The 22,898-nt window shown below is 35.6% G+C and carries 25 protein-coding genes; 3 read left to right on the forward strand and 22 right to left on the reverse strand.

Annotated elements, in window-relative coordinates; translation table 11 throughout:
- Positions 1 to 6 precede the first annotated feature (6 nt).
- The 3 genes from M0D21_RS03540 to M0D21_RS03550 all read right to left on the reverse strand — a co-directional run bounded on the left by M0D21_RS03540 (position 7) and on the right by M0D21_RS03550 (position 1,851).
- On the reverse strand, positions 7 to 513 hold the full coding sequence (locus M0D21_RS03540) for a ferritin (protein ID WP_248326974.1): 507 nt from the start codon (positions 511 to 513) through the stop codon (positions 7 to 9).
- An 86-nt stretch (positions 514 to 599) separates the two neighbouring features.
- Positions 600 to 917: a hypothetical protein gene (locus M0D21_RS03545; RefSeq protein ID WP_248326976.1), complete on the reverse strand. Its 318-nt coding sequence runs from the start codon at positions 915 to 917 to the stop codon at positions 600 to 602.
- 109 nt (positions 918 to 1,026) lie between these two features.
- Entirely contained in the window at positions 1,027 to 1,851 is an 825-nt protein-coding gene (locus M0D21_RS03550; RefSeq protein ID WP_248326978.1) for an alpha/beta hydrolase, read from the reverse strand.
- Between the two features lie 162 nt (positions 1,852 to 2,013).
- On the opposite strand from M0D21_RS03550, the gene M0D21_RS03555 reads away from it, so the two are divergent.
- Positions 2,014 to 2,379 (forward strand): DUF2200 domain-containing protein, encoded by a 366-nt coding sequence (locus tag M0D21_RS03555; RefSeq protein WP_248326979.1) that lies wholly within the window; start codon positions 2,014 to 2,016, stop codon positions 2,377 to 2,379.
- 39 nt (positions 2,380 to 2,418) lie between these two features.
- Here the strand turns inward: M0D21_RS03555 and M0D21_RS03560 are convergent, their stop codons facing one another.
- The 12 genes from M0D21_RS03560 to M0D21_RS03615 all read right to left on the reverse strand — a co-directional run bounded on the left by M0D21_RS03560 (position 2,419) and on the right by M0D21_RS03615 (position 13,323).
- A complete protein-coding gene (locus M0D21_RS03560; protein ID WP_248326981.1) occupies positions 2,419 to 2,886 on the reverse strand; it encodes a MaoC family dehydratase in 468 nt (155 codons plus the stop codon).
- A gap of 40 nt (positions 2,887 to 2,926) precedes the next feature.
- Positions 2,927 to 3,664, reverse strand: coding sequence for a 3-oxoacyl-ACP reductase FabG (fabG, locus tag M0D21_RS03565; protein WP_248326983.1), 738 nt, complete (start codon positions 3,662 to 3,664; stop codon positions 2,927 to 2,929).
- A gap of 51 nt (positions 3,665 to 3,715) precedes the next feature.
- Complete coding sequence (locus M0D21_RS03570) at positions 3,716 to 4,693, reverse strand: NADPH:quinone oxidoreductase family protein (protein ID WP_248326985.1); 978 nt, start codon at positions 4,691 to 4,693, stop codon at positions 3,716 to 3,718.
- A gap of 3 nt (positions 4,694 to 4,696) precedes the next feature.
- Complete coding sequence (locus M0D21_RS03575; RefSeq protein ID WP_248326986.1) at positions 4,697 to 5,704, reverse strand: NADP-dependent oxidoreductase; 1,008 nt, start codon at positions 5,702 to 5,704, stop codon at positions 4,697 to 4,699.
- 37 nt (positions 5,705 to 5,741) lie between these two features.
- Positions 5,742 to 6,497, reverse strand: coding sequence for an SDR family NAD(P)-dependent oxidoreductase (locus tag M0D21_RS03580; RefSeq protein ID WP_248326988.1), 756 nt, complete (start codon positions 6,495 to 6,497; stop codon positions 5,742 to 5,744).
- A 12-nt stretch (positions 6,498 to 6,509) separates the two neighbouring features.
- A complete protein-coding gene (locus M0D21_RS03585; protein WP_248326990.1) occupies positions 6,510 to 6,893 on the reverse strand; it encodes a DUF1330 domain-containing protein in 384 nt (127 codons plus the stop codon).
- A gap of 27 nt (positions 6,894 to 6,920) precedes the next feature.
- Positions 6,921 to 7,556: a transglutaminase-like domain-containing protein gene (locus tag M0D21_RS03590; RefSeq protein ID WP_248326992.1), complete on the reverse strand. Its 636-nt coding sequence runs from the start codon at positions 7,554 to 7,556 to the stop codon at positions 6,921 to 6,923.
- Between the two features lie 5 nt (positions 7,557 to 7,561).
- Positions 7,562 to 8,614, reverse strand: a complete 1,053-nt coding sequence (locus tag M0D21_RS03595; protein WP_248326994.1) for a phosphotransferase family protein — start codon at positions 8,612 to 8,614, stop codon at positions 7,562 to 7,564.
- Between the two features lie 42 nt (positions 8,615 to 8,656).
- Positions 8,657 to 9,871 carry an acyl-CoA dehydrogenase family protein gene (locus M0D21_RS03600; protein ID WP_248326996.1) on the reverse strand — a complete coding sequence of 405 codons (1,215 nt, stop codon included), beginning with the start codon at positions 9,869 to 9,871 and terminating at the stop codon, positions 8,657 to 8,659.
- 43 nt (positions 9,872 to 9,914) lie between these two features.
- The gene (locus tag M0D21_RS03605; RefSeq protein ID WP_248326998.1) at positions 9,915 to 10,688 is read right to left on the reverse strand and encodes an SDR family NAD(P)-dependent oxidoreductase; all 774 of its coding nucleotides are present in this window, start codon (positions 10,686 to 10,688) and stop codon (positions 9,915 to 9,917) included.
- Positions 10,689 to 10,704: 16 nt separating this feature from the next.
- A complete protein-coding gene (locus M0D21_RS03610; RefSeq protein ID WP_248327000.1) occupies positions 10,705 to 12,522 on the reverse strand; it encodes an acyl-CoA dehydrogenase in 1,818 nt (605 codons plus the stop codon).
- A 159-nt stretch (positions 12,523 to 12,681) separates the two neighbouring features.
- Positions 12,682 to 13,323: a Crp/Fnr family transcriptional regulator gene (locus tag M0D21_RS03615; RefSeq protein WP_248327002.1), complete on the reverse strand. Its 642-nt coding sequence runs from the start codon at positions 13,321 to 13,323 to the stop codon at positions 12,682 to 12,684.
- 193 nt (positions 13,324 to 13,516) lie between these two features.
- On the opposite strand from M0D21_RS03615, the gene M0D21_RS03620 reads away from it, so the two are divergent.
- The gene (locus tag M0D21_RS03620) at positions 13,517 to 15,391 is read left to right on the forward strand and encodes a PAS domain-containing sensor histidine kinase (protein ID WP_248327004.1); all 1,875 of its coding nucleotides are present in this window, start codon (positions 13,517 to 13,519) and stop codon (positions 15,389 to 15,391) included.
- Between the two features lie 92 nt (positions 15,392 to 15,483).
- On the forward strand, positions 15,484 to 15,963 hold the full coding sequence (locus tag M0D21_RS03625) for an SLATT domain-containing protein (RefSeq protein WP_248327006.1): 480 nt from the start codon (positions 15,484 to 15,486) through the stop codon (positions 15,961 to 15,963).
- Between the two features lie 57 nt (positions 15,964 to 16,020).
- Here M0D21_RS03625 and murA read toward each other — a convergent pair whose 3' ends face one another.
- The 7 genes from murA to M0D21_RS03660 form a co-directional block, all read right to left on the reverse strand.
- A complete protein-coding gene (murA, locus tag M0D21_RS03630) occupies positions 16,021 to 17,334 on the reverse strand; it encodes a UDP-N-acetylglucosamine 1-carboxyvinyltransferase (protein ID WP_248327008.1) in 1,314 nt (437 codons plus the stop codon).
- A 48-nt stretch (positions 17,335 to 17,382) separates the two neighbouring features.
- Complete coding sequence (locus M0D21_RS03635; protein ID WP_248327010.1) at positions 17,383 to 18,021, reverse strand: DUF4290 domain-containing protein; 639 nt, start codon at positions 18,019 to 18,021, stop codon at positions 17,383 to 17,385.
- A 179-nt stretch (positions 18,022 to 18,200) separates the two neighbouring features.
- Positions 18,201 to 18,485, reverse strand: coding sequence for a DUF493 family protein (locus M0D21_RS03640; protein ID WP_248327012.1), 285 nt, complete (start codon positions 18,483 to 18,485; stop codon positions 18,201 to 18,203).
- Positions 18,486 to 18,559: 74 nt separating this feature from the next.
- The gene (locus tag M0D21_RS03645) at positions 18,560 to 19,204 is read right to left on the reverse strand and encodes a nucleotidyltransferase family protein (RefSeq protein ID WP_248327014.1); all 645 of its coding nucleotides are present in this window, start codon (positions 19,202 to 19,204) and stop codon (positions 18,560 to 18,562) included.
- Positions 19,170 to 20,219 (reverse strand): XdhC family protein, encoded by a 1,050-nt coding sequence (locus M0D21_RS03650; RefSeq protein WP_248327016.1) that lies wholly within the window; start codon positions 20,217 to 20,219, stop codon positions 19,170 to 19,172. The genes M0D21_RS03645 and M0D21_RS03650 overlap by 35 nt, the downstream gene beginning before the upstream one ends.
- 9 nt (positions 20,220 to 20,228) lie before the next feature.
- A complete protein-coding gene (locus M0D21_RS03655; RefSeq protein ID WP_248327018.1) occupies positions 20,229 to 22,382 on the reverse strand; it encodes a xanthine dehydrogenase family protein molybdopterin-binding subunit in 2,154 nt (717 codons plus the stop codon).
- A 19-nt stretch (positions 22,383 to 22,401) separates the two neighbouring features.
- Positions 22,402 to 22,863: a (2Fe-2S)-binding protein gene (locus M0D21_RS03660; RefSeq protein ID WP_248327020.1), complete on the reverse strand. Its 462-nt coding sequence runs from the start codon at positions 22,861 to 22,863 to the stop codon at positions 22,402 to 22,404.
- Positions 22,864 to 22,898 lie beyond the last annotated feature (35 nt).

The following is a 22,898-nucleotide window of genomic DNA, read 5'->3' on the forward strand; positions in this document are numbered from 1 at the left end:
AGAAGATTACTCTTTTGGGATACGTTCGTCTATTAATTTAAGTGGTGCGTCTTCCATTAACTCAATCATATCCAGAATATCTCTTATACTTTGTTCTTCTTCCATTTGTTCTTCAACGAACCATTGTAGAAAATTTTCTGTGCCGAAATCATTTACTGCCCGACATTTTGCTACGATCTTATATATTGATTGGGTTACCGAAATCTCTTGCTGAAGCGCTAATTGAAAAATCTCTTTTAATGAAGCATATTCATGTGAAATATTTGCTACTTCAGGAGAATATGCAGAACCTCCACTATCATTAACAAATTTAAAAATTTTCATCATATGTTCTCTTTCTTCAACCGATTGATTGTAGAAAAAGGAAGCACTTCTTGTTAAACCTTTTTGATCACACCAGGAAGCCATTGCCAAATACACTGAAGAAGCATGTTGCTCTTTAGCTATCTGTTGATTTAGCATATCCATAACTTCTAAATTGATACTGATCTGTTGTCGTGCAATATTTTCCATAGTAATCTTTTATTTACTATAAAATTAAGGAAAATAGAACGGTAAAAAGAAGGTGAAGGGTAATTTATAGCCAGTCTAAATCTAAGCTATATGGCGGTTGACAGGACATTATTTAATTCTAGCATGGTAAATGTGGCCTGAATTAATTCTGTAAAATCTAAAACCTGTAAAGTATCAAGTACAATCATATGCTCTTTATCACAGAAAGTTAATAAGGTAACATCGCTATGATTGACCATATACTCTAAATGCTGAGAAGTAGACAATTGTTTTGCTTTATATCGTAGACTAAGTAACTGACAAAAAGATACCTTGACCATTTTATGACCAAAGTCGATATAAAAACATCTATCCTTAGTAGATTGATACGAAGCGTAATATTTTGAGGTGTATAACAATTCCATATTCCGGATGCGAAACTAATTCTTATTTAGATTTATTCCAAATATAATTGGGATTTTTGTCAACTATTCATCAACAACTAAATCAAAAGTCTAACAAAGCCCATCCAAACTACGTTTTATTAAGTATCCATTTTACTATACGGTGTATCGTTTTGTCTTTTTCGAGATCTTTATGTAATTCATGATACCCTCCTTCTACAAGAATTAAATCTGTCAAAGACGAGTTTTTAGAAAAATCCTCAGAACCTCTATAATCTATAATATTATCTTCGGTACCATGAACTATCAGAATTGGTTTTTTCAAGGTTGAGGCATTTTCGATTGCCCAAGCCCCTGCATCTATAATTGGGAAAGAATAATTAGGACTAATTTTATCATGAATCAAAGGATCATTTTTATATTTTTCGACTTCCTCCGAAAGTCTTGAAATGGCATTCACATCTAAACCAGAAGGTAAAGTAACAGAAGGAACTATTTTTTGTAAAAGTTTTCCCATTATCATTTTCCATCGAGGAGGCGCAAACGCTAATCTCAAAAACGGACTTGTTAAAACTGCTCCAGCAATTTCTGGGTTATTCTTAAGTATATAATTCAACACAAGATTCCCCCCCATGCTATGCCCATAAAGAAAAAGAGGACTTTCTTCAGACAGTTCTTTAGTTTTCGTTAGCATTTCATGTATAACCTCAAGAAGTGCTTCATAACTTGGGCAATGGCCTTTTTTACCACTACTCTGCCCGTGCCCATAGTTATCATAAGTAAGTACGCCTATATGCTTAGCAAGCATTTCTGGTATAACATAATCTTTATATCTTGATGAATGCTCTCCCATTCCATGCACCAGTAGTACCATGGCTTTACAATCGTTTGGTACCCAATACTGATAAAAAATCTGATGTTTTCCCGTTTCTAAATAAAATTCCCTATGCTGCATAGATTATAAATATACTACTTAAAATGATTATTTTTATAGTCTGATGTAAAGAGCTATCTTCCTAACACTCTCATTCTAATACTTAAGTTATATAATTATCTTAGTGAATAAGTTTATTCGGAAATATATTCTTTTTGTATCATATGCCTAAAACACTACTCAATGAAAACTACTCCAGAACACAATGAACGCATCGCAAAAATGACATTTTCTTCGGTTTTTCCTCATTATGTAAATAAAGTGGAAAAGAAAGGCAGAACAAAAGAAGAATTATTTCAGGTCATAGAATGGCTTACCGGTTTCGATGAGAAAAAAATACAGGAGCTTATTGAGGAAAAAGTAACCTTTGAAACTTTTTTTCAAAGAGCAACGATTCATCCCAATGCGCATTTAATAAAAGGTGTGATTTGTGGTTATCGTATAGAAGAAATCGATAATACATTGACAAAACGAGCCCGATATCTAGACAAATTGGTAGATGAACTTGCAAAAGGAAGAAAGATGGAAAAAATTCTAAGGGTTGAATAATAGCAATACCGTTGTAATTCGATAAGGCACTATCTAGATTTACACTTCAAACATAAGAGATACAAACTCTGCAACGCAGGCTGGCTTTTCTATACCTTCGATCTCTATACTACATTCACATGTGACTTTTAATCCTTTTTCTGTATACTCTTCTATTTTAGTTAAAGTACTATGTAATCTCAATCGGCTTTCTGAAGGCACTGGATGAGGAAACCGTACTTTATTAAGGCCATAATTAACACCCATAGACATACTTTCAATAACAATAACATCTGTAAGCATTTTTGACAATAAAGAAACAGACATAAAGCCATGTGCTATTGGCTTTTTAAACGGGGACTCCTTTTTTGCACGTTCTACATCTACATGTATCCATTGAAAATCTTTTGTTGCGTCGGCAAAAGCATTTATCATATCTTGAGTAACCACAAGCCAATCGCTAGTTGGCAGTGATTTTCCTTCATGAGTTTTAAACTCCCTAAAATCTTTACAAATAAGCTGATTCATATGTGGTTATAGCTAGTTTACAATTTTATAAAATCAAATTCTATCTAGAGATTCCTCCATCTATGGTCAAGCATATTCCTGAAACGTAAGAGGCTTCGTCTGATGCCAGATACAAATAACCATATGCAATATCTTTGGGTGTAGCAGCTTTTCTTAACGGTATTTGAGATTTTATCCCATCTATATGTTCTTTAGGGATCTGCTCTGTCATTTCAGTTAACGTAAACCCTGGAGCTAGTGCATTAGCTGTAATGCCATATTTTCCCAATTCCATAGTCCAAGTCTTAGACATGGCAATCACTCCGGCTTTGGTTGCAGAATAATTGGTTTGCCCAAAATTACCTCTTAACCCTACGTTTGAAGCTGCAGAAACTATTCGCCCATAACCAGCTTCTTTCATATATTTGGAAACCACCTGAGTACAAAGAAATACCCCTTTCAAGTTTACATCGATTACAGCATCCCATTCTTCTTCACTCATTTTATGTAATGTACGATCTTTGGTAATTCCCGCATTATTGATCAAAATATCAATTTTGCCATATTTTGAACGAATTCTTTCTGCAGCTTCTTCTATAGTTTTTTTATCGGTTACCGATATCTTAACAAATTCGGCAACGCCTCCATTATTAACAATGTTCTTTGCCGTTTCTTCTCCTTCTGGGAGTAGATCCCATATAATTACAGAAGCACCTTCTTGTGCAAAGAGCTCAGAAATAGCCTTACCAATTCCTCTTGCTCCTCCGGTAACTATCGCGATTTTATTTTCTAATCTCATAAAATGTTATTAAAGGTAATCTTGTTCATATAATCTTTTTAATATCTGGTACTAGGAACAATCTATAACTGCTTTTCCTCTAACCTTTCTATTCATTATATCTTCCAAGGCATCGTTTGCCGATTTGAGTGGATATATTTTATGAATATGCGGTTTTAATTTACCTGCTCCATACCACTGCATCAGTTGCATGGTATTTTGTAAATTCTTCTCTGGTGTCTTCATCGCAAAACTGCCCCAAAACACTCCAACAATAGCACATCCTTTGAGAAGTGCCAGATTTAAGGGAATTTTAGGGATATTACCCGCAGCAAAACCTACTACAAGATATCTACCTTCCCAAGCCATACCCCGAATAGCAGGTTCAGAATAGTCTCCTCCTACCGGGTCATACACTACATCTACTCCTTTACCATGGGTAAGTTCTTTTATTCTATCCTTAAGATTTTCGGCAGTATAGTTAATGACCATATCGGCTCCATACTGCTTACATAATTCCAGTTTCTCATCGGAAGAGGCTGCTGCAATAACCGTAGCTCCCATAAGCTTACCCAACTCTACTGCTGCCAATCCTACTCCACCAGAAGCTCCAAGCACCAATAATGTTTCTCCTTCTTTAAGTTGTCCTCTATCTTTTAGGGCATGATATGAGGTTCCATAGGCCATCATAAAAGAAGCTGCAACGGGAAATTCCATCCCTGGTGGTTTTGGGAAACAAGCATGACCAGGCACTACCACCTCTTCGGCATATCCTCCATGCATTACAAAACCAAAAACTTCATCTCCCGGTTTTACATGTGAAATTTTTGAACCCACCTCTTTTACTACTCCAGCGATATCACTACCAGGTGTAAAGGGTAATTCGGGTTTAAATTGATACAGACCTTGAACAATAAGAGTGTCTGGAAAATTTACGCCACAAGCTTTTACTCTTACAACTACTTCCTTTTCATTTGGTTTTGGACTATCTACATCTTCTAAGGACAAGGATGAGGGTGGTCCAAATTGTTTACATACTATTGCTTTCATTTCTTATGACTCACTAACTTTTAATACTAATTTACCCATTTTGTTTCCTGAAAATAATCGAAGAAAAGTATCATGAAAATTCTCTATACCTTCATAAATATCTTCTTTGCTTTTAAGTTTCCCTTGAGCGATCCACATACCCATTTCCATAGCAGCTTTTCTGTAATCTTTGGCATAATCCATCACAACCATACCTTGCATAGTGGCACGATTTACTAATAAAGAAAGATAATTGCTCGGACCTTTTATTGCGTTTTTATTATTGTACTGCGATATTGCACCACAAATTACGATACGAGCATGCATTCTTAACCTGGAAAGAGCTGCATCAAGAATCGCACCTCCAACATTGTCAAAGTACACATCGATACCTTTGGGGCATTCTCGTTTTAAAGCATCTTTCATTGTTTCAGATTTATAATCTATTGCTCCATCAAAACCAAGCTCTTCAACAATATATTTACATTTTTCTGCTCCTCCTGCAATTCCTATAACTTTACAACCTTTTATTTTAGCGATTTGCCCTACGATACTTCCAACCGCACCGGCTGCACCAGAAACGAGAACTGTATCTCCTTCTTTAATCTTTCCTACTTCCAAAATTCCAAAATAGGCTGTCATTCCCGGCATTCCCAATGTTCCAATATACATTGGTAACGGAGCCAAATTAGGGTCTACCTGATACCAATTATTACCATCTGTAATGGTAAATTGCTGTACTCCACCCCAGCCAGTAAGATAATCTCCTTCTTTATACTTTGGATGATTATTGGATTTTATGACTTTACCCACTGAACCCGCTCTCATTACATTATCGATTTGCACAGGTTCTATATACGATTTCCCCTCATTCATCCAACCACGCATTGCAGGATCCAAAGAAATATACTGTTGCTCTATAAGAACCTCCCCATCTTTAAGTTCTGGTATTTCGTTAGATTGCAATTCCCAAGTATCCGCTTCCGGAAGCCCTTCAGGTCTTTTCTTAAATATAATTTGTTTGTTATTCATATCAGCTTTTATCTTAAGTAGTATTTATCTTGTTTTTTTAAAGAGATGTTCCTCCATCTAGGGTGATTGTTTGCCCGGTAATAAACTTTGTGTTTTCTGATGCCAACCACACGACAGCATCTGCAATTTCTTCTGCTTGCCCATATCTTTTCATAGGGATAACACTTTTCAATCGTTTATCCATATCAGGCCTCACAGATAACAATTTATCTAGTAATGCTGATTCTGTATACCCAGGACAAACTGCATTTATTCGAATATTCTTTGTAGCATACTCTAAGGCTGCAGATTTGGTCATACCAACTACAGCAAATTTACTGGCACAATATGACAAATTATTCAACGATGCTTTAAGTCCGGCCAAAGAAGCAATATTAACAATGTTACCGCCTCCTTGTTTTTCCATTTGCTGAAGTGCCACTTTCATACAGTAAAAAACTCCCGTTTGATTTACAGCAATCACGCTGTCCCAGTCTTCGAGGGTATATTCTCCTGTTCGAGCCATATGCTTAGGGCCAATCCCGGCGTTATTTACAATAACATCTAATCTACCAAACTTATCTACCGTTTGTGATATTAAATTTTCAACATCTTCAAAATTAGCAACATTGGCTGTAATAACTATTGCTTCTCCCCCGTCTTTGGCAATTTCATCCACTGTTTTCTGGGCTTTTTCTTCTTTAATATCAGAAACAACTACTTTGGCTTTATGCTTGGCAAAATGTTTAGCCGTTGCCGCTCCAATTCCTGAGCCTGCCCCAGTTACTATAACAATTTTATTTTCTACTTGCATATTTTTGATGGTTTAAGATGTACATAAAATTAATCTGGAATCTTCGAGTGCTCTACTTCTAAGCGCTTTGGGATACCCTTGGTTTGAAATCATTTTCAAGAAAGCTTCTTTACTAGCATATTCAACAATCAATATTTTATCCCATTCTTTAGTATTTTGAGGGCCTATTAGTGTAAATAATGGTTTCCCGATATAAACAATTTTCGCTTTTGATTCTTGAAAAAAAGGAGTAACCGCTTTCATATATTCGGTATATGCTTCTGCACCAGAAGTTCCGGTTTCTTCAACATGGACTTTAAATTTTAGGAGGTTCACCATTTGGAAAGTTCCTTCTAATGGCAATTGATTAAAATCCTGAAATTGTTCTGGAGTAACCCCTATAAATTGTTCTTTCATGTTGTGATTTTTAAAGTATACTTTTCATTATATTTTAACTATATCTAATCCTTCAGACATACTTACCAGTTCTGGGTAATGAGTTTTCATATTCTCTATCATAAAATCAAATGGCACATCTTCAAAATGCCCATAATCTTCGAGATATTCCATAAATACATTCCCTGCACTATCATATTCCTGAAACATGGAATCTTCTTCTCCATCAAATTCTAACGGAGCCACATTACATTTCTCGCACAAAGTTTTATTGAAAGCAGGTGAAGCCTTTACCCATTTTCCGTTGAGATAAATATTCACCATACCATGAGGAGTTAACTCATTGGTTCCAAATTTCTCTGTAAGTTTTTCTACCGCAATGTGATTTTTCACTTTTGCCAAATGTATTCTAGCCGGTATACCAAGCCCTCGAAGACCAGCAATCAAAAGAATAGATTTATCTACACAATGGCCAAATGATTTTCTGGCAATGTTACTTGCTTTATATCCTTCTTTGGTAAGATGTATTTGATATGGATCATATCGCCATTGATCTCGCACTTTATAATACAATCCAACAGCTTTTTCTTGTAATGTTAAGCTATTGGTTTTGAATTCTTCTATCAACTCCTGAATTTCAGGGGAGTCATAGTTTAAAAAATATGTAGTAGTTATATAATTCATTTATGTTAATCTATTTTATTGGTTTGAATAGCTTTTAAGGCCAAATTGCAAAGTAAAGCCGCCGCCTGATTCAATTGTGCAAAACGAGGGTCTGTAGTTAATCCTTTGTTATATCTATAATAAATCTGTTGAGCAATAACTGCGATCTTGAATAAACCAAAAACATAGTAAAACACAATATGATTAATTTCTCGTCCGCTTTTTTGTGCATATATTTCCACTATTCGGCTACGGCCGGGATTACCATCCATTATAGTTGGTGAGGGTATTCCTTGTTGTACAAAAGCATGATCACTTGCCATGGTCCAATACCCTAAAGACGTTCCTAAGTCCATTAAAGGATCTCCTAAAGTAGACATTTCCCAATCTAGCACGGCAATTACTTCTTTCCAACTATCATCCTCAAAAACAATATTATCGTATTTAAAATCATTATGCACCAGGCTGTACTTATATTCTTGAGGTTGATGTTCTTGCATCCATTTCATCACTTTCTCTGCAGCTGGAACATCTTCGGTAGCAGCTTTTAGGTATTGCTTCCCCCAATTTAAAACCTGTCGTTCTACATATCCTTGAGGCCTACCCAAATCTGCTAAACCTGCATCAGTATAATTGACGTCATGAAGTTCCACAAAAGTATCGAGCCAAGAATCTGCAATAGTTTCAAAGTCATGAGCTGGTATATTTCTCCTTTTTGCCTCTTTTACATTAAGAATTATTCCATTCACTTTTTCCATAATATAAAAAGAACATCCTAAAATATCTTGATCCTCTGTATAAGCATACATAATAGGAACCTTTGGAAAAACTTTTTGAATAGCAGACTGCACTTTAAACTCGCGTCCCATATCATGCCCGCGTTTTATAGCACCAAAAGGCGGGCGTCGAAGTACATATTCTCTATTTTCTATTTGTATGAGGTAAGTAAGATTAGAATACCCATGGGTAAACTGAGTTACCTCCCAATCACTTTGGGCATTTGCAATAAGCTCTTCTTTTTGAAGAAAGGCTTTTAATTTTTTTTCATCTAATTCTTCCCCTTTACGAACGTTTTGCATTGTTTAGGTATATTTTATTTTGAGCTATCTTACTGTTCTAGTTTAATTAGAATATTTGGCAATCGTACTCTTACCAAGTTGATACATATGAACCTCATCAGGGCCATCTGCCAAACGAAGCATTCTTGCGGCTACAAAGAAATGCGGTAAGGGAGTATCTGGCCCAACACCTTTTCCTCCGTTAATTTGGATTGCTCTATCTATTACTCTAAGTGCCATATTTGGAGCCACCACCTTAATCATTGCGATAAGATCCTTTGAGGTTTTATTCCCTTCTTTATCCATTTTATCGGCCGCTGACAAAGTAAGTAGTCTAGCCTGCTCTATTTCACATTGCGATATTGCAATTTCTTGTCTAATACTACTATAGTCTTTAAATGTTTTACCGAAAGCTGTTCTTTCTGCTGCCCTTTGTGACATTATCTCTAAAGATCGTTGCGCCATGCCTATTAAACGCATACAATGATGTATACGCCCGGGGCCTAATCTACCTTGGGCAATTTCGAAGCCTCTTCCTTCACCTAGAATTAAATTTTCTTTAGGCACACGCACATTATCCAATACAATTTCTGCATGTCCCTCTGGTGAATCGTAAAACCCAAAAACAGATAATGGTCGAATGATTTTTAGACCTGGAGTATTCATAGGTACCAAAATCATACTTTGCTGTTGGTACCTCGATGCGTCAGGATTGGTTTTACCCATAACAATTGCGATTTTGCAATTAGGGTCCATTCCTCCAGATGACCACCATTTACGCCCATTTATCACATATTCGTCTCCATCTTTTACAATCGAAGTTTCGATATTAGTAGCATCAGAAGAAGCTACCTGAGGTTCTGTCATTAAAAAAGCAGAACGAATATCCCCATTCATAAGAGGTTCTAACCATTGTTTTTGCTGCTCAGGAGTTCCATATTTTGCAAGTACCTCCATATTGCCTGTATCGGGAGCGTTGCAATTAAATACCTCAGACGACCATAATACTCTCCCCATAATTTCTGCTAACGGGGCATATTCTAAATTGGTAAGTCCCGGACTTAAATCTCCATAACTCTTTGGCAAAAACAAATTCCATAGGCCTGCATTCTTTGCTTTTTCTTTAAGCTCCTCCATACCGGGCCAACGTTTCCATAGGTTATCTGGGTTATAATTATGAGAAGTGACCTCTTTTTCTACAGGAAGTATGTGTTCTTCAAAAAAAGCATTTAACTTACTTTGAAGTGATATTACTTTATCAGAGTAATTGAAATTCATAATATATTATCTGTTAAAAATTTTCTACAGGAAAAAAATTAGATTATCCTGCAATCATATATCCTCCATCTGCATTATATACTCCTCCGGTCATATATGCACCAGCATCTGAAGCTAATAAGCAAACTATACCTGCCATTTCATCTGGCATTCCCATGCGGGCAGAGGGCAGTGTTTTTTCAATTTTTTGTAATAACTGCTCATTTTGCCATAAAGCCGCGCTAAACTTTGTTTTAATCAATCCTGGACACAGAACATTTGAACGAATACCATGTTTCCCCCATTCTTTAGCTTGGTTTTTTGTCAACATTAACAAGGCTGCTTTACTTGTGCTATATAAACCCAATCCAGCTCCCGGGTGTAATGCTTCTACCGAAGCTATGTTGATGATACTTCCTCCTCCACGATTTTTCATAGATGGCAACACCGCATTAGACAACATCCATGGGGCTTTTACATTTACATCCATAATTTTATCAAAAACCGCCTCTTCTGCATCTTCAAGTGGCCCGTAAATGGGGTTTATTGCTGCATTATTAATTAGTATATCTATTCCTCCCAAGGTTTCGATCGTCTTCTGCACTAAATGTTCTCTTTGATCTGCTTTACCAATATGACAAGCGATACCTATTGCTTTCAGATTTTCAGAGGTAAATTCTTTAACCACTTCATCTACAGCTTCCTGACTTCTACTACTTATAACCACCGTGGCACCATGTTCTGCAAGTCCTTTAGCAATAGATTTACCAATTCCCTTACTTGAACCAGTGACAATAGCAACTTTTCCTTCAAGATTGAACGATTGTTTAATACTCATGAAATATATTTTGATGTTATAGATTAAATGTTTCTTTTTCTCCGGCTGTTGTTAGGGATTCTTCGTCCAATAAAATTTCAGCAAGACCATTTACTTTTGGTAGTTCATACTTAAAGAAGAATTTCATCGCATGAATTTTACTTTCGTAAAAAGTATCACTGTAGGTTGTCTGTCCTGTAACTAAACTGTTCTTTGCATGTACTGCAATATCTAACCAAATCCAGCCCATAGTAATGTTACTCAAGAACTCCATAAACGGTGTAGCATCTGCTAGGAATTTTTCGAAATCGCCCTTTTGTGCAAAACCAGTTAAAAACACAATAACTTTTTGTGCTAGTTTTAGCTTTTCTCCCAATTTACCTGCATATATCTTGAGATCATCAAATTTGGTTGCGTTTTGAATAGTTTGCATCACTTCATTGGTCAAGTATTCTAAAGCTTTTCCATTTTCCATGACTACTTTACGACCTAATAAATCTAAAGATTGAATTCCTGTAGTTCCTTCATAAATTGGAAAAATTCTAATATCCCGATAATACTGTTGGAGTATATAATCTGCACAGAACCCATATCCTCCCAGTACTTGCAATCCATTTGAAACTGAATATGCACCTGCATCTGAAGGATATGTCTTAACCATAGGAATAATAAGTTCTAAAAGAAGACTATATTTTTCCTTCTCGGCTGGGTCTTTTGTCGTTTCTTTAAGGTCATAATACTTAGATGCCAAAAGTACTAAACTCAATGATCCTTCTGAAACCACTTTTTGTAAAAGTAGCATTCTTCGTACATCGGGATGATTAATAATTAAAGTCTGGCTCTTATCTAGGTCTTTCTTACCGGTACTGGTAAGTTTTCTTCCCTGTGGACGTTCTTTTGCATATTGTAACGAAGCATGATATGCCGCTGTGGCTATTGCAGCAGCACCTCTTCCTACTGCTATTCTAGCTCCGTTCATCATTAAAAACATATATTTTAAACCCTGATGTGCTTCTCCTACGAGCCATCCTCTACAATCATCTGCATCCCCAAACCCTAAGTGTGTTGTGCAATATCCACGTTGTCCTAATTTTTGAAAATCGGCCACGGTAGTTACATCATTTGGTATAAGTTCACCATTGTCATTATATCTCTTTTTAGGAACTACGAATAGTGAAATACCTTTTGTACCTGCAGGAGCTCCCTCAATTCTAGCCAATACCAGATGCACAAAATTATCTGCATACTGATGATCTCCTCCGGAAATAAAAATCTTTTGTCCTGTTATTTTATAATATCCATCATTGGTTGGTTCTGCTTTGGTAACTACATCAGACAAAGAACTTCCCGCTTGCGGTTCTGTAAGACACATGGTTCCTCCCCACTCTCCAGACAACATATTAGGTACATATGTATCGTTAAGCTCTTTGTTTCCGAAATGAATAATTAATTCTGCGGAACCAAGAGTTAAGCCTACATAACCAGGTAAATGATTGTTTGCCGCATCTTGAATAAAAGCTGAAGCCGTATATACCATCATTGGAAGCTGCAATCCTCCCGCTTCGTAGTCAAAAGTTCCTGAAATCAGCCCCATTTCTCCTCCTTTTTTCATCATAACTTCGACCTGCTTATGCACAAAGACTTTTCCATCCTTATGATAGGCAGGTTGTTCATCCATTTCTTTAAAATAGGGAAACAGCTCTCGATCTGAGAATTCTTTAACCGAGTTTAGGAACATATCTAAAGACTCTTTATCATGGTCTGTAAAACGTTCTTGTTTAATTACTTCGTCTAACTCGTGTAGGTCGTATAGAAAATATTTTAGCGTATCGAAATCTATATATTGTGAAGCCATAATGTATTATTTTACAATATTATGTATGAATTACACAATAAATTTCGTGAATATTTAACAGATTCTCATTAAACCAGTTTAATAAATATATTTTTTTAGATTCTCTTAACTTTTAGAAAAGAAAGTGATAAAAAGCACCCTCATCTATTTTTACAAAAACTAACTCTTACTTAGTCTTTTACGTATTTTTGACAGCCCTACGGGAGTTAACCCTAAATATGAAGCAATAAGATATTGAGGTACTCGTTGGAACAGTTCTGGTCTTTTTTTTTGTAGTTCCAAGTATCGTTCCTGATTAGAAAGATTTCTTAATTGATTAATACGCTGAAAAGTAATTACAAATGTTCTTTGCATAGATAATCTTCCAAAACGTTCCAATTGGTGAGAATGATCAAACACTTTTTGAACATCTGTTTTAGAAATAGCATATACCGTAATATCTTCTAGAGCTTCTATATACGACTCAGATGGTATTTCTTGTATGTAAGCATATAAATCTGTAAAAAAGGATCCTTCAGTAAAGAACTCCATTACTTGGGCCTTCCCTTCTTCCATAGAGTAGTAAGAAACACAGCCTTTTTTCATAAAATAGAAATACTCAATATACTGTCCGGGTTTCAGTAGAAAATCCCCTTTCTTAAAAGTTTTCCTTTTATAAAACTTCATGCCGAACTCCATATCAGAGTCGCTAACATGTGCATAAGATCTTATCGTTTTTTTTAATTCTTCCAAAGGAACACTACTGTTTTCAACGAAAGAACAAAATATTTTGGAAATCACAAAAAGTAATCGCTTATCCACTCATTATAATCATTTTACACATCTGACCTTATTCTTATAAACAACTTTTTTGAGTAATGCTATAATTACGGTTTTGCCGTAATTATAATTTAACTATTGTTTGTAGCTTTAAGGGGCTTAAAAAAAGATAAAACATTACGTGTATGCTTCATCAAACAGAGCCAATAATCAATCCGATTTAATATTGGGTTTTATGGATGCAATAAACTTTTATCAAATATCAATTTTCCTGTTGCAGGGTCTTATAGTAGCGTCGTTAATTCTACTACTATTTCGGCTTAGGACAACCATGGGTATGGGGTTGCTATTTGCCTCAATGGGGCTTTTCCAATTTATTCAGGTTTTCTTTGCCAGTACATTGTACTTCGAAGTTTCAGAAACCTTGGTAGTATCCCCCGGATCGTCGGTACTATTTGCAGGGACCCTTTTTGCAGTATTGCTAACTTATATTAAAGAAGATGCTGTAACAACCAGAAGATTAATTTATGCTCTTGTAATTGCTAATCTTGTTCTATGTTTCCTGCTGCTTTCTTTTCGACTAAATATAGAAGGGGCATATAGTTATAATCCTTTCGATGTTTCTACAGAGTTCTTTTACACTAATGTTTTTGTACTTTTTGTAGGTACAGGAATTTTGTTTATTGATTCTATACTTATCATTTTTATTTTCGAATTTATTTCGAAACATATTTCCAAACTTTTTTTTAGAATATTGATTACCATGACCATTGTGCTAAGCTTTGATGCAATATTCTTTACTATTGGATCTTTTTGGTTCTTTGAGGATATAGAACGTATCTTGTATTCGGGCTTAGTTTCAAAGGTATTCATGGGCATATTCTACACCATTATTTTTACGATCTATCTAAAATATTTCGAAAAGGAAACTTTCAAATCGAATCATCATAGTTTTAAAGACATATATCATTCGCTCACCTATAAACAAAAGTTCGAAGTTGCAGAAAAAGCTATCCAACTTACTGAAAGCAGATATCACACGCTAACTAATCTGGTTCCAGTAGGAATTTTTATGACTAAAGCCAATGGAAAAACCACATTTGTAAACCCTCAATGGTGTCGTATATCTGGTATATCTCAAGAAGAAGCCTTAAATGACGGGTGGTTAAGTGCAGTGCATCCTGATGATAGAAAAAAACTAAAAAAAGGGTGGTATGACGCTTCAGGGAACAGCGAAGGCTCTGATGCAGAGTATAGATTTCAAAAAACTGATGGTTCGATCACATGGGTATTAGGACAAGCAATACCTGAATATAATGACAAACAAGAAGTAATTGGTTATGTAGGAACAATAACCGAAATTACTGAAATAAAGTTGTATGAAATTGAACTCAATAAACTTAAAGATAAGGCTGAAGAAAGCGACCGGTTAAAATCTGCCTTTTTGGCTAATATGAGTCACGAAATTCGAACTCCTATGAATGGAATTCTAGGTTTAGCAGAACTTCTTAAGGAACCCAAACTTTCTGGAGATGAACAACAACTATATTTAAATCTTATTAAAGAAAGTGGAGCCAGAATGTTGAATATAATTAAGGATATAATTGACATTTCACGTATTGAAGCTAATCAAGTTAAAGTCTATGAAGATGAAGTTGACATAAATAAAGAAACCGAATATCTATTACATTTTTTCAAACCAGAAACCGATAAAAAAAATATCAAGTTAATTTTGGACAACGGATTAAAAAACTCTGAAGCCATTATTAAAACTGACAAAGAGAAATTTAATGCTGTACTTACCAACCTAGTTAAAAATGCTATTAAATATACCAATAAAGGTAAAATTGAATTTGGGTATAAATTGAAAGGTGACTTCCTTAAGTTTTATGTAAAAGATACTGGTATAGGTATTCCTAAAAACCGACAACAAGCGATATTTGACAGGTTTGTTCAAGCAGATTTAGAAGACCGATATGCCCTTGAAGGTGCAGGTATAGGTTTATCTATAGCTAAGGCTTATGTAGAAATGCTCCAGGGTGAAATATGGCTAGAAAGTAAAAAAGACAAAGGATCTACCTTCTATTTTACAATGCCATATATTCAATAACCAATTGAGTACCCATTTTTAATCCAATTAAGATATATTTGGTAAGATCAAAAATGATTACTTTTAAAACCTACAATAAATAATAAAATTTAATGACCAACGAACAGGAAGAGTTAATCACAAATTGGATAGAAGATGCTCAAATTTTATTGACTTGCCATTTATCTATGGCGGAGTCTACGCGTAGAAAACATAGAAATATTGGTATATTATCAGCAGTTTTATCGGCGATAGTTGGATCCAGTATTTTTGCCTCTTTGGGACAAGACAACACCGACAGAACATTGGTAGTGTTAACAGGACTAATAAGTCTTATCGCAACTATTCTAACCAGTGTTCTTGCTTTCTTAAAACTTCCTGAAATTGCTAATCAATACCATAATTCTGGCAATGATTATGCTGCTATTCGCAAAGAACTTGAGTTCTTGTTATTATTCAAGACCGATGACAATAAACAGGTCGAAAATGAAATTAAACGATTAAAAATTAAATGGGATGATATTCGTAAAAACTCTATTCCCATTTCTATTAAAACCATAGAAAAATTCAACAAAGAAAGTAAGAATTCTTAGATCATAAAAAAACCTCTCCAGTACGAGAGGTTTTTATTTTTTATATAAATAGATTTCTTACGCCGTTCTTATAATTTTAGCTCCAATAGCCCTTAGGCGGTCATCTATATCTTCATATCCTCTATCGATCTGTTCTATATTATGTATTGTCGATGTTCCTTTGGCGCTCAATGCTGCAATTAACAATGAAATCCCAGCCCTAATATCAGGAGAAACCATGGTGGTCGCTTTTAGAGTAGACTTAAAATCGTGACCAATAATCGTAGCACGATGAGGGTCGCATAATATAATCTTTGCTCCCATATCAATAAGTTTATCTACAAAGAACAAGCGACTCTCAAACATCTTTTGGTGCACCATTACTTCACCTCTTGCCTGAGTAGCAACAACAAGTACAATACTCAATAGGTCTGGTGTAAATCCAGGCCAAGGCGCATCAGCAATTGTCATAAAAGAGCCATCTATATAACTTTCTATCTGATAACCATTGGTATGAGCTGGAATATAAATGTCATCTCCCTTTTTCTCAACAGTAATTCCTAATTTCCTAAAAGTATTCGGTATAATCCCTAAATTTTCCCAACTTACATTTTTGATAGTAATTTCACTTTTGGTCATCGCGGCTAAACCAATCCAAGAACCAATTTCAATCATATCAGGAAGAATTCTATGTTCACATCCACCTAAAGATTCAACACCTTCGATTGTTAACAAATTAGAACCTACACCCGCAATTTTCGCTCCCATAGAATTGAGCATCTTGCATAATTGCTGTAAATAAGGTTCACAAGCCGCATTATAAATGGTAGTAGTTCCTTTAGCCAGGACTGCAGCCATAACTATATTTGCCGTTCCTGTAACCGAAGCCTCATCTAGTAACATATAAGTTCCAGTAAGTCCTTCTGGAGCTTCAACACCGTAAAACCTTTCTTCTTTATTATATCTAAATTTAGCTCCAAGATTAATAAAACCTTCGAAGTGTGTATCTAAACGTCTTCTTCCAATTTTATCACCTCCAGGGCGAGGAATATATCCTTTTCCGAATCTTGCCAATAAGGGCCCCACAATCATGATGGAACCTCTTAAACCACTTCCTTCCTTCTTAAACTGTTCGCTTTCTAAATAATCTAGGTTTAATTCATCACTTTTAAAAGAATAAGTTCCTTTATCTAGCTTTTGGATTTTTACTCCAAGATTTCTTAAAATTTCGATAAGTTTATTTACATCTCTAATATCAGGAATGTTCGAAATTGTAACGTTTTCAGGTGTTAACAATACCGCACAAAGAATCTGAAGAGCTTCATTTTTGGCTCCTTGAGGGGTTATTTCCCCTTTGAGCTGATGCCCCCCTTCTATTTGAAAAGTACCCATGTAATTATTAATCGTTTGTGGTTAGTTAATGCTGTGGTTGGTATAATTTTAGTAACGCTTTTTACCTCTACCTCGATAGTTCTTTTTGCTACCTCCGGTGTGTTTTTTCTTCTTACCTCTAATTAGATTTGAAGAATCTGTAAGATCTTCTGAACCATTTTTGAGGTTTATTTTACCATCACTTAATTCAAAAAGATGATCAAAAATCACACTATCTTCCACGGTATCTTTGTTCCAATTTAAATAGCACTTTTTCATATGATTCGCAATCGTATACGTAAGTGCTGTTTTAAGATCTCCTTCTTCCCACCCGTTGGCTACATCAATCATTCGTTTGATATTATTTCCATAAAAACGGTATTTCGGAAAATTTTGTGGATATTCTAGAGGCTCTGGTCGCTCCTGAAGTTTTTCTTTTGTAAGTACGGGAAACGGCGTGTCTGCATCTAATTTAAAGTCACTCATTATAAATAGTTGATCCCAAAGCTTATGCTGAAACTCTGGCACATCTCGTAAATGAGGCTGTAAATTACCCATTACTGCGATAATTGACTTTGCAACTTTATTTCTTTCTTCTCTGTCTTCAATAGTCACTGTATGATTAATCATCTTTTGAAGATGACGACCATATTCAGGTATAATGAGCTTTTCACGCTCGGTGTTATATTCTAAATTGTTAATATCCATAAAATGTAAAAAATAATAGTGAAGTTATTCCCTCTCTTTTGAAGTAAAAAATAATTCGTTTCGCAAAATACTAAAATAAAATAAGTATGCTTAATTTTAAACGTAAAATAAAATCGCTTAGTATAAACTACAATTAAAGCGATACATCGATGTAAAACTCAAAAAAATATTATTAATTTCTATAGAGAAATAACTCCCTCAACCTTTGTTGTTACTTCCTGATATTTTTCGATGACGTGATCAGGATTTTTCATTCTAACATTGATAGATACACTTGTATATTTACCATTTTTAGACTGTTTCTTGGTAATTACTGCCCCTAAATTATCAAAAATATTTTCGATTTGTTCGATTTTAGATTGATCTGTAGGAACAATGAATTTATATAAATAAGTTGTTGGCCAAAGTGCAGTATCTGCTAATTGTGCTCTTAATTTTTTATAAAACTCTTCTGATTCACTCATATTCTTATTCAAGCAAAATTTAGGCCAAAGATAAGAGTTCTGATTTACAAAAGCGAGAGGGGAAATACAATTATTTACTCTTGAAATTCTTTATTTATCAATTCTTCATATTCTTTCTTAGTATCTATGTCCTTTGCCTTATCCCCTGCATTAACAGCAACAATATTTGGAAGATTATTTTTTATGATATATCGAGCACCATAATCATCTTGTAAACTTCTTAATTCATCAAACATCACCTTAGAAAAAATAGCAGGAACTCCGTTTTTTCCTTCGAACCCAGAGACTACTATTGGCGCTTTGGTATCACAATATTTGTCGATTATCAAACTTAAATGAGAAGCATCTAGTAATGGTTGATCTACCAAAGAAATAAGAACTGCCTCATACAAAGGATCATACCCAGAAATCTTTTCTACTCCCAAACTTATAGAACCACCCATACCTTTCTGCCAATCTGTATTATGAATTACGGAAACAGAGAAACTATTAACCTCTTCGGAAATTAAATCGAAATTAGCCCCTAATACAACAAAAGTATCTACTCTTTTACAAGAAAAAGACTGTTGTATCGCATGGCCAATTAATGTAGTTTGTCCCCAAGGCAGCAATTGCTTTGGAACTTCCATTCGACTAGAGGAACCCGCTGCAAGTATAAGATGAGCAATAGTATTTGTTGATTGGTTAGACATGAATACTCTTCCTATTAACATCATCATGAATTGCCCCTTTTTTATCTTGAAGAGGAATAGGATTCTGATTTCGGATCACCGATAATATTTCTGCAATTATTGAGATAGCTATTTCTTGAGGGGTTTCGGCTCCCAGGTTTAAACCTGCTGGACCATGAATACAATCTATAAACTCATCATTTACATCGGGATGATATTCTATAAAGGCTGAAAGTAGCTTTTCTCTTCTTCTGGCCGGACCTAATAATCCGATGTAGATAGGTTGAAGATTCCTTATAGACTGAAGATATAGTAAATCTCTAGCAAAATTATGCGTCATTAATATAACCGCGGTTTGATCATCCACATTAGGCAACTGTAGATCTTCAGGGGAACTTGATATAAGTTTATTTGCTCCAGGAAAATCTTCCAATTGCATTGTGCTTTTCTCTGAACATACTACCTCTACCTCCCATCCTGTTGAAGAAGCTAATCGACAAAGTTGTGTTGCATCATGTTCTGAGCCAATAATTATCAATCTAAAACATGGTTTCATTTCTCTACTAAAATTCAATAACACATCGTCATTAATTTTTAGATCAGTAGCATAGTTAAAAGTAAATTCCTGTCCGTTCTCAAAAACAATCAAAGAACCTATATTACAATCCTTTTGGGAGTTCTTTGTATAGAAAGATGTTAAGGTAAAAGGTACTCTGCAGGTGAGATGTTCTTGTATATGTTCTATCACTACATTTTCAATATCTAAACGCTCTATCAATATATATAATAAGCCCTCACAACCTAATCGATATTTCCCATCGTAGGTCATTATTTTTGGTATTCCAGATTCAAAAACAGATTGGGCTTGTCTAAGAACCTCTTTCTCAACACACCCCCCACTTACAGCTCCTACTGCTTTACCATTTTCCAGAATTAACATCCCTACTCCTGGTCTTCTATATGATGACCCTTCTACATCAACTACAGTAGCCATTACAGCAGGAATACCCTGCTGCTTAGCCACCCAGTATGTTTGTATAATCTCCTTAAATTCGTGTGTCATATATTTTCTTTAACCTAAAGGAGCTTTGGCCTTCATATGTTTAATAAAAGGCTGTTTGTATAATCTTATTCCTTTTGCAGCCTTTATGGCATTTGCAACAGCAGCACCAGCAGGAGGTAACGTTGGTTCACCTAATCCCGTAGGAGCTATGTCACTTTCTATAAAATGCGTTTCTACAACAGGAGTTTCGTTAATACGTATTAGGCGATACGTATTAAAGTTTTTATCCTGAGGTTCTCCATTTTTAAAAGAAAAATCACCATACATGGCGTGTCCAATGCCATCGATAACACCACCTTCTATTTGATTTTTTGCTCCCAATGGGTTAACCACGATTCCGCAGTCTACTATACATGTCACCTTTTTTACAACCGGAACATCATTCTCCAATACCACATCGGCAACTTCGGCAACGTGAGTATTATGACAATAATAGGCACTGAAACCTTGATATACGCCTTCTTCTGTCTTACCCCATCCAGATTTTTCAACAGCCACATTAATAACCTTCTCCAATCGTTCGGGAGAGTATTGAATTCTTTCGTCTGTGTTTCCTTTTACCTTTTGTAGTAAATCTAATCGAAGTTTAATTCTATCTACTTCGAGTATTTCTGCTAACTCATCGAAGAAACTTTGCTCTGCAAAAGATAAAAAGTTGGTATATGGAGCTCTCCAGGCTCCAGTAGTAATCTTACTGGTATAATTTGCAACGTCTACCTGATAATTTTCTATAGCTCCCGCCGGGAAAAAATTAGGAATCAATCCGTACATATTAGAATTAACAGAAGCTTCTTTAAGATGGTATCCTGTAATCTTTTTATCTTTTATAGAAGCACTTATTTTATACTTTATAGAAGGTCTATAAATACCTGCTCCCATATCATCTTCTCGAGAGTACACCAATTTTACTGGCTTTTTAGCAAGCTTAGAAATTTCGGCTACTTCTAAAGCAAAATCACCATACAGTCTTCTTCCAAAACCTCCTCCCATTCTTGTCATTTCGACAGATACTTGTTCTGGGTCTCTTTCTAACAACTCTGCAACTCTTCTTGCTGTTCCAGCAGGTGTTTGTATAGGCCCTACTAAACGTACTTTCTCTGCTGTAACATCTGCGAAGAAATTCATGGGTTCCATACAATTATGTGGTAAAAACGGAGATTCATAAGTGCGCTCCACCACTTCATCGGCTTCAGCAAATGCTTTTTTAACATCTCCATCGGCCCGCATGGTATTAAACTCTGTTCCGTTTAACAAATCGGTGAGTATTTTGTCATGCCCTTCGGTATTTTCTAAAGCTTCATCAGATTCCCAGTTAGCTTTCAAAGCTTTTTTGCCTTTCATGGCAGTCCATGTATCTTTAGCCAAAACAGCAACCTTGTCTCCAAATCTTATCACATCATGAACTCCAGGTATTGCTTTTGCCTCTGTAGCATCAAAATCTTTTAAAGTATTTCCAAATGCCGGAGGCCTCATCACGACGGCATAAACCATTCCTTCCTCTTTATAATCCAAACCAAAAAGAGGTTTCCCGGTAATAATTTTATCGATATCTACATTATTGGCATCTGAACCAATAATTTTAAAGTCTTTCGGGTTTTTAAGAGTTATATTTTCGGGAACATCAAGATTTGCAGCTTCTTTCACCACTTCTCCATATCCTAATTTATCTCCGTTGGCATTGCTAATAATACCATTGTTGGTTGTGCAGGTAGAAGGATCTACTCCCCATCTCGCTGCCGCGGCATTGATTAGCATTTGTCTTGCAGTAGCACCGGTTTGACGAAGAGGCTCCCAACCATGACGCAGTGACTGACTTCCTCCTGCCACTTGTCTGGTAAAGTTTTTGGTATCTAATGCCCCTTGCACCACATGAACGTTATCCCAAGCTACATCAAGTTCTTCGGCAATAAGCATAGGCATAGAAGTCTTTACTCCTTGTCCAATTTCTGGGTTTGGAGAAAATATAGTTACCATACCGTTATCTGCTATTTTAATGAATGCATTAAAATCATTAAAGTTTAATTGAGAAATATCAACTGGTGGAGCAGCTTCAGGTTTACAGGCTTGGAACAGATTAAAACTAATTAGCATACCGCCCCCAGCCAATGCCGAAGTTTTTATAAAGGACCTTCTACTAAATGAAGGTGATTGTATTTGTTTCATTTTAATAAGTTTAGGTAAGTTAGCTCATTTTACTTGCTGCAAGCTCTACAGCTCTTTCAATTCTATTATAAGACGCACATCTGCAAATATTACCGCTCATCGCATCTCTAATTTCAGACTTTGTAGGATTCGAATTTTGGCTTAAAAAAGCAGTAGCAGACATAATTTGTCCAGCTTGACAATACCCACATTGCGGCACATCTACCTCTTTCCAGGCTTGTTGTATTGGATGCGAAGCATCTTCTGAGACACCTTCTATCGTAGTGATTTCCATATCTCCCACATTAGACACCTGTAGCAGGCAACTTCTGGTTGCTGATCCGTCGATATGAATGGTACATGCTCCGCATTGACCTATACCACAGCCAAATTTGGTACCCACCATATCCAGGTGATCTCTTAGTACCCAAAGTAAAGGAGTATCCTGATCTGCCTCTACTGTATGAGACTTTCCATTTATTTTTAGATTGTAAACCGGCATGAATTTTAGTTTTAGAATTTGTTTTTAACTAGTCT

This window comes from Aquimarina acroporae, assembly GCF_023195925.1.
GTDB classification, from domain to species: domain Bacteria; phylum Bacteroidota; class Bacteroidia; order Flavobacteriales; family Flavobacteriaceae; genus Aquimarina; species Aquimarina acroporae.

What these genes read in the sequence shown, in the direction of transcription:
- M0D21_RS03575 (WP_248326986.1), bottom strand. Translation starts at nt 5,704, where the DNA reads ATGAATAACAAACAAATTATATTTAAGAAAAGACCTGAAGGGCTTCCG.
- M0D21_RS03560 (WP_248326981.1), bottom strand. Translation starts at nt 2,886, where the DNA reads ATGAATCAGCTTATTTGTAAAGATTTTAGGGAGTTTAAAACTCATGAA.
- M0D21_RS03555 (WP_248326979.1), top strand. Translation starts at nt 2,014, where the DNA reads ATGAAAACTACTCCAGAACACAATGAACGCATCGCAAAAATGACATTT.
- M0D21_RS03545 (WP_248326976.1), bottom strand. Translation starts at nt 917, where the DNA reads ATGGAATTGTTATACACCTCAAAATATTACGCTTCGTATCAATCTACT.
- M0D21_RS03595 (WP_248326994.1), bottom strand. Translation starts at nt 8,614, where the DNA reads ATGCAAAACGTTCGTAAAGGGGAAGAATTAGATGAAAAAAAATTAAAA.
- M0D21_RS03590 (WP_248326992.1), bottom strand. Translation starts at nt 7,556, where the DNA reads ATGAATTATATAACTACTACATATTTTTTAAACTATGACTCCCCTGAA.
- M0D21_RS03570 (WP_248326985.1), bottom strand. Translation starts at nt 4,693, where the DNA reads ATGAAAGCAATAGTATGTAAACAATTTGGACCACCCTCATCCTTGTCC.
- M0D21_RS03625 (WP_248327006.1), top strand. Translation starts at nt 15,484, where the DNA reads ATGACCAACGAACAGGAAGAGTTAATCACAAATTGGATAGAAGATGCT.
- M0D21_RS03650 (WP_248327016.1), bottom strand. Translation starts at nt 20,219, where the DNA reads ATGACACACGAATTTAAGGAGATTATACAAACATACTGGGTGGCTAAG.
- fabG (WP_248326983.1), bottom strand. Translation starts at nt 3,664, where the DNA reads ATGAGATTAGAAAATAAAATCGCGATAGTTACCGGAGGAGCAAGAGGA.
- M0D21_RS03660 (WP_248327020.1), bottom strand. Translation starts at nt 22,863, where the DNA reads ATGCCGGTTTACAATCTAAAAATAAATGGAAAGTCTCATACAGTAGAG.
- M0D21_RS03550 (WP_248326978.1), bottom strand. Translation starts at nt 1,851, where the DNA reads ATGCAGCATAGGGAATTTTATTTAGAAACGGGAAAACATCAGATTTTT.
- M0D21_RS03620 (WP_248327004.1), top strand. Translation starts at nt 13,517, where the DNA reads ATGGATGCAATAAACTTTTATCAAATATCAATTTTCCTGTTGCAGGGT.
- M0D21_RS03655 (WP_248327018.1), bottom strand. Translation starts at nt 22,382, where the DNA reads ATGAAACAAATACAATCACCTTCATTTAGTAGAAGGTCCTTTATAAAA.
- M0D21_RS03580 (WP_248326988.1), bottom strand. Translation starts at nt 6,497, where the DNA reads ATGCAAGTAGAAAATAAAATTGTTATAGTAACTGGGGCAGGCTCAGGA.
- M0D21_RS03635 (WP_248327010.1), bottom strand. Translation starts at nt 18,021, where the DNA reads ATGGATATTAACAATTTAGAATATAACACCGAGCGTGAAAAGCTCATT.
- M0D21_RS03610 (WP_248327000.1), bottom strand. Translation starts at nt 12,522, where the DNA reads ATGGCTTCACAATATATAGATTTCGATACGCTAAAATATTTTCTATAC.
- M0D21_RS03540 (WP_248326974.1), bottom strand. Translation starts at nt 513, where the DNA reads ATGGAAAATATTGCACGACAACAGATCAGTATCAATTTAGAAGTTATG.
- M0D21_RS03640 (WP_248327012.1), bottom strand. Translation starts at nt 18,485, where the DNA reads ATGAGTGAATCAGAAGAGTTTTATAAAAAATTAAGAGCACAATTAGCA.
- M0D21_RS03600 (WP_248326996.1), bottom strand. Translation starts at nt 9,871, where the DNA reads ATGAATTTCAATTACTCTGATAAAGTAATATCACTTCAAAGTAAGTTA.
- M0D21_RS03605 (WP_248326998.1), bottom strand. Translation starts at nt 10,688, where the DNA reads ATGAGTATTAAACAATCGTTCAATCTTGAAGGAAAAGTTGCTATTGTC.
- murA (WP_248327008.1), bottom strand. Translation starts at nt 17,334, where the DNA reads ATGGGTACTTTTCAAATAGAAGGGGGGCATCAGCTCAAAGGGGAAATA.
- M0D21_RS03585 (WP_248326990.1), bottom strand. Translation starts at nt 6,893, where the DNA reads ATGAAAGAACAATTTATAGGGGTTACTCCAGAACAATTTCAGGATTTT.
- M0D21_RS03645 (WP_248327014.1), bottom strand. Translation starts at nt 19,204, where the DNA reads ATGATGATGTTAATAGGAAGAGTATTCATGTCTAACCAATCAACAAAT.